Origin of the sequence: Pseudanabaena biceps PCC 7429 (assembly GCF_000332215.1) — a bacterium.
GTDB classification, from domain to species: Bacteria; Cyanobacteriota; Cyanobacteriia; order Pseudanabaenales; family Pseudanabaenaceae; genus Pseudanabaena; species Pseudanabaena biceps.
Genome location: NZ_ALWB01000301.1, coordinates 1 through 5,702, shown reverse-complemented (window position 1 = coordinate 5,702; position 5,702 = coordinate 1). Strand labels below are relative to the sequence as shown.

Genomic DNA, 5,702 nt, shown 5'->3' with positions numbered 1-5,702 from the left:
AAGGGAGTAAGAAACTAGAAGAGCGTATCGCCCGCTTAGCGGGCGATACGCTCTTCTAGTTTTGTTTTTTAATTATGCTGAACTACTTAAATATATTCATAAAAGGCTTTCCGAACAACGTCAACGCAACGAGCCCAAGTGTAATATTGTGAATGTTGATATCCTCGGCGAATGTAATCTTCGCGCAGATGCGAATTTTCTTGAAGTTGCATAAGGATATCGACAACAGATTTTATCTGTTCTGGTTCGACGATGATTCCTGCCGTACCCACGATTTCAGGTAATGAAGCCCGATTACTAACGATCGCAGGAGTACCAACTGCCATCGCCTCGATCGCAGGAATGCCAAAGCCTTCGTAGTGGGAAAGAAATAGTAAGGAAGATGCGCATCGCAATAGTCTTGGTAAATCCTTATCTGGGACAATTCCAAGTAGCTTTAAGTTTGGGAACTCTTGCTCAACAGCAAGATATTTTGACTCTGAATCGCCAGCAACCAAAATCTGTAAATCGCTCTTATGTAATTTTAATTCTCTTGCCACAGACAAGACATAATCTGCTCCTTTTTTAAATTTTAGCCCTCCTATAACCAAAATATAGGGCTCAGCAATAGGTCGGATTAATGTATTCGGATCGACGGTAGAAATATCAAAAAATTGTGATTCGACTCCATTACCAACCACAATAATTTTTTGAGGATCGACATCTAGAAGTTCTACGATCCGATGTTTAGAGAATTCTGAAACCGTAAAAATAATTCGGCTGTCAGATAACGCCCGATTAACCCATCCCGACCACTTAAAACGGAAGAGTTTATGTTGCCATGTATGCGACCAAGGTAAGTTAGTCTCAAATGCTTGAATGTCATGGAGAGTAATGGCAACTGGACATTTAGAAATAGGGATATAGGTTTGCATGGGTGCATAGAGCCAATCCGTATCCTTTGAAACGTAACGATCCATTTGTGGAAATCCCAATAATTTCCATGTTCTCTCTGTAGCATTTTCAGTAGAGGGAAAAGTAGTAAAAGGAATTGAAGATAATGGAGAACGCTCGTCTAGTTTGTGGTGAGCAGATAGCCACTGTGCTGAAAACAGTAATTGTAAGCTTATCTCTTGACAGGCTTCTAGTCCCAATAGCATTTGATTAATATGTCTCCCAATTCCTGTACATGGAAGATACGTACTTTTAGGATGGATATAGGAAACTATTTTCATTAGTCATTGCAACCTATAGTTGTGTTTAATACCAATTCCCAAAATGGCGTTGCCATTTTGAAACCTGCGGCACACGCGCAGCGTGTAGATCTGGATTTTAAAAGATAGGTGGCGGCGCTTTGCGCCGCCACCTATCTTTTCGGGTTTGAGCCACTTAAAATTGATATTCCAGCTCATAAAAACGCAACAGTTTTTTAAGTAAGAAGTAGCGCGAGCCTTGCATAAGTCTGGATAATAATGCTTGAGTGAACGTCATGGTTTTGCCCTGAGATCGGGGTTTATCTAACCACATGCCCCTGCCATGTAAGATATATTCTTTCTCATTTTCTTTCAGCAAAGTATTGTAGTTGTAATTCCACTTGGGACTTATGATTTGTACGATTGATGATCTTTTGGCAAGGTTAATTACATGACCATTCTCATACAAGTTTCTTTCAGATTTGGGCAACATAAAGTTGGGAATATCAGCCCTTAATAAAAGACTTTCAAAAAAACTTTGCGATCGCTGCTCGTTGGCAATAAAAATAACGCCTGAATTAAAATTTCCAGAAGATTCAATACTCATATAAATAAATTTATCTGGAATGAGAACCGATTCAATGGATGGAGCAAAATCGTGGATTAAGGCATCGGCATCGACAAAAAAAACGTTACGATATCCTTTTTTTAGCGCTCTCAGAATAATTGCCACTTTTAGCCATGCAGAATTAGTCCCAGAGATGCCATCAACTGGAGATTTAGTAAAAGCTATATATTTATATCCATGTTTCAAAGCATAGTTTTGGTGACTATCGAGACAATGCTTAAAAATCATGTCATAACCATTGGTGGCAATACTAAACATAAATGTTTGTTCGTGAAATTCGGGTGATTGAGTCATGGTCGATCTAGTTAGTTTCTTTGAATTACCGTTAGAGTATCTACAGATTCAATAAATGTAAATCTCCGATCTTTTAAAATAACTTCTTGAGTAAATATCTCCGATCCAATACGAGGCTGTTTGCCATTAAAACTATCATGCAAAGCAACAATCCCTCCAGATTCAATTAGATCGCTCCACGCTTCCCAATCTCCTTTGATTCCTTCATAGGAGTGATCGCCATCAATAAATAGAAAGTCCACAGGTAGATGGGGCATAACTTTCTCTTCCTTTGGCGCTAATTTACCCAGATTCTCCACCCAAATAACATTGCCTCTGTTGACTTTCCCAACTTCTACATGGGCAATTCGTCTAATCCAAGCAAATCCAAGTAGATTGAAGAAGCTTCTGGGATAGGGATCTACAGCTATAATTGTTCCTTCGGCATTCATTACACTTCTAAACTGTCTGGTATTCACTCCTTCAAAAACACCAATTTCAACTAGTGTTTTTTTGCCTGTAGCATACTTTTGTAAACATTTGCGCTCGGATTCAGACGTTTGGGTATAGGCGGGAGTGAGCCCTATTTTGTACTTTACATAATGACGGAAATTGACTGGATAATATCTCAAATTCATTGCTTAATACGACCCTTTATATAGTGATAGGCAAAATTTATATGTTGCTGCGAAATCAGTTTTTTAAGTAATAGATGAGGGGCTTTTACAATCAATCTCCCAATATATTCGAGCCAATATAACATCTTGCTATTTCCCATAAATGAAATTAATATCCAATTATGGGGAAGGAAGTCATCCCATTTATATCCTGCCCAATGGATTAACACAACTTGCTTTTTGTGATCTAATCCACCATAATCCCATCGATAATATTTATTGTTTTCTCGATAGATATGACCCGATTGTCTTGCCCATGCATTTTGGCAAATGCCACCTAAAACTTCGGCAAAGTGTCCATACCTGACAGGTTTCATATCACAGCAGTAGTTAATAAATGCCTGATCGGTATTGCGTGGATTTAATCGATCGCGAATTTCTAATGCTTGAACTGCGAATTCCTCAAATTCTTCGAGGGAAAAAAGTCCCTTTTTGGATGCCCACAATCCCGATAGAAATCCCCTTCCCTTCGATTTTAATAATAAATTTTGACGAAACTTTCCTGCTTGATATACCTGATCGATCGCACAATCGTAATGCAAAAAATCAAACTCAAATTCATCTAGGGCAGTAATTAAGGGTATGAGATCGGCTAAAACTACTTGTCGCGTATCTAAATATAGGAAGCGGTCTAATTTACCCCAAAAAGCAGCATAGCGCCTAAACCAATAAGGACCTGTCGGTGTATGTCCTAGTTCGAGGGCTTGACCGATCGCTTCTAACTGAGAGAATGAAGGATCGATATACAATTCAAAATTATATTGAGTTTGCAATGCGAACAGGCGATCGCAGGTTTCGTTAAAGGGAATTAAAACTAATCGCAAATCAGGGTTGAAAGTTCTAAAACTATTCAGAAAAGCGATCGCCCAATCATAAACATGATCGTTGGCTGAAAAATATACCCCAATATTTGGTTGTAGTTGTAAAGGCTCCATTTTGTTTGGTGACATGGCTCAATCGGTTGAACTCTAAACCAATCCTTCCATTTGATGATCTAATCACGAAAGAATATCTCGCAATCAGCATAAAAACGGAATAAAAACTCAGGATTTGCAGAGATAATTTGGGATTGATAGCAAGCGATCGCTTGCTGCTTTTTCTTTTGGACGGACTTGATCGAAATATGATAGCAGTTGAGCAGGCTTTGTAAGTTAATTTGAGGATTTAAGGGGTTTTGCCATAGCATCCACACAGGATATTGCCACAAATCCACTTTTAATCCAGATAGAGCGATCGCTTGAACCACCAGTTTATAAGAAGCCTCATGATCGGGATGACAATCGTGGCGATGGGGTACGTATATTTCTTCTGCATTAAAAGAGGCTATAAAACCTACTAATTGATTGACTAACTGTTGTTGTTGTTGTTGGCATAATTCTTGAAGAGAGCCATCCTTTTGATTAATGAAATAAATATCTGATGGTGCAATCCCCAATATATTTAATGCTTCTAAAGCTTCTTTTTTGCGGATGTTAATTACATCTTTTACTTCAATATTACCGCTACCACTCAACTGTCCATCAGTTATAAAAACAACTTTAACAGGGATTCCTCTTTCTCGTTTCAGTGCAATTAAACCACCACAGCCTAAAGTTTCATCATCTTGATGAGGGGCAAAAATTATTACAGATTTTTGGCTAATGGCGAGGGTTTTGCTACTAATTTGTAAAGCTAGTTGGAGGATACAAGATAACATTTGCATGATCTTATAACCTATCAATCGACGAATTTTCTTAACACGAAGATCTTGCATCACAGGCTAATAAATCGGGAGTATGAGATTTGCCTTTGAAGATTACGAAAATTTATCCTATTGCTATTAGTTTTAATAGGGATTTAAATTTAGTAATTAATATTTCTGTCCGATAAAAACCTAACAGTTTTACTAATAGTATGTAGATTGTATTTCCCGCCATACAATTTTTAGAATCAAGGCTCTGTGCAACATCAAAGTAATCCCTCGCTTCATTTATATAGCCCTCTCGTAGAATACTACGTCCAAATATCCAAAAACGTCTAGCCAGAATTGCGCGGACTTGCGGCTGCAATGGTTTATTCGTTTGCGTTTCGATCAGTTGCCAATGCCTTTGCAGAGTTTGAAACTGAAACATCGCTCCTTTAATACTGTAGGGCTTTTGACTGATCCGCCGATCGCTTATATATTCGCGATATTTGTAAACTGGATGCGGGTCATATCGAAATTCCACTCCCGACAATACCAAACGTAGATGGAGATCATATTCTTGTCCTCGCGGTAGGGATGGATCGAAACCACTAATTGCTAAAAGATACTGACGTTTGTGTAGTGGGCAAGAAGTGAGAGGGCTATGGGCAAGGATATGGGCGATCGCATCTTCATCTTTTTGGCGCGGACGTAACGGAAAACTGGGGATAGTTTGACCATTAAGATCCACCCAAATTGCATCACCATAGGTAATCGCCTTACTTGCTGCATCAATTTGCTCAGCAAGTGCCACCTGTCTAGATAAACAGGCGGGTAACAACACATCATCGGCATCTAAAAATTTGATATATTCACCTCGAGCAAGTTCAATTCCTCTATTTCTTGCCCTTGGTGCGCCAAGGTTTTCTCCTGTCTCCCAATAGATTCGATCGCCAAAGCCCTTGATAATCTCTATACTGCGATCGCTCGAACCATCGTCAATTACGATGATTTCTATGGGGTTATAGTCTTGCGCGATCGCGCTAGCGATCGCCTCTCCTACAAAAGACTCATTGTTATAGCAAGGAATAATAATTGATACTAATGGTGGCATAGGGAAACAACCATAACTCTATTTCTAATTCCTTGATGGGACTTGATGGGATATATAGTAATGCCAAGTAATGCCAAGTAATGCCAAGTAATGCCAAGTTCAGAAATGGCTACGCCATTATATTCACTTAAGTCAGGAAATCAAAACTAATAGAGAGTGGCGGCGCGAAGCGCCG

At 39.0% G+C, this 5,702-nt stretch carries 6 protein-coding genes; all 6 read right to left on the bottom strand.

Translation table 11 applies throughout. The features are described from left to right. Positions 1 to 86: 86 nt before the first annotated feature. The 6 genes from PSE7429_RS21245 to PSE7429_RS21220 all read right to left on the bottom strand — a co-directional run bounded on the left by PSE7429_RS21245 (position 87) and on the right by PSE7429_RS21220 (position 5,527). Positions 87 to 1,214, bottom strand: coding sequence for a glycosyltransferase family 4 protein (locus tag PSE7429_RS21245; RefSeq protein ID WP_009629430.1), 1,128 nt, complete (start codon positions 1,212 to 1,214; stop codon positions 87 to 89). Positions 1,215 to 1,368: 154 nt separating this feature from the next. Continuing rightward, complete coding sequence (locus PSE7429_RS23945; RefSeq protein WP_009629429.1) at positions 1,369 to 2,094, bottom strand: glycosyltransferase family protein; 726 nt, start codon at positions 2,092 to 2,094, stop codon at positions 1,369 to 1,371. 11 nt (positions 2,095 to 2,105) lie between these two features. Next, complete coding sequence (locus PSE7429_RS21235) at positions 2,106 to 2,711, bottom strand: class I SAM-dependent methyltransferase (RefSeq protein ID WP_009629428.1); 606 nt, start codon at positions 2,709 to 2,711, stop codon at positions 2,106 to 2,108. After that, positions 2,708 to 3,700, bottom strand: a complete 993-nt coding sequence (locus tag PSE7429_RS21230; RefSeq protein ID WP_009629427.1) for a hypothetical protein — start codon at positions 3,698 to 3,700, stop codon at positions 2,708 to 2,710. The genes PSE7429_RS21235 and PSE7429_RS21230 overlap by 4 nt, the downstream gene beginning before the upstream one ends. Before the next feature lie 44 nt (positions 3,701 to 3,744). Continuing rightward, positions 3,745 to 4,452 carry a PIG-L deacetylase family protein gene (locus tag PSE7429_RS21225; RefSeq protein WP_158467663.1) on the bottom strand — a complete coding sequence of 236 codons (708 nt, stop codon included), beginning with the start codon at positions 4,450 to 4,452 and terminating at the stop codon, positions 3,745 to 3,747. A 103-nt stretch (positions 4,453 to 4,555) separates the two neighbouring features. Continuing rightward, positions 4,556 to 5,527: a glycosyltransferase gene (locus PSE7429_RS21220; RefSeq protein ID WP_009629425.1), complete on the bottom strand. Its 972-nt coding sequence runs from the start codon at positions 5,525 to 5,527 to the stop codon at positions 4,556 to 4,558. Positions 5,528 to 5,702 lie beyond the last annotated feature (175 nt).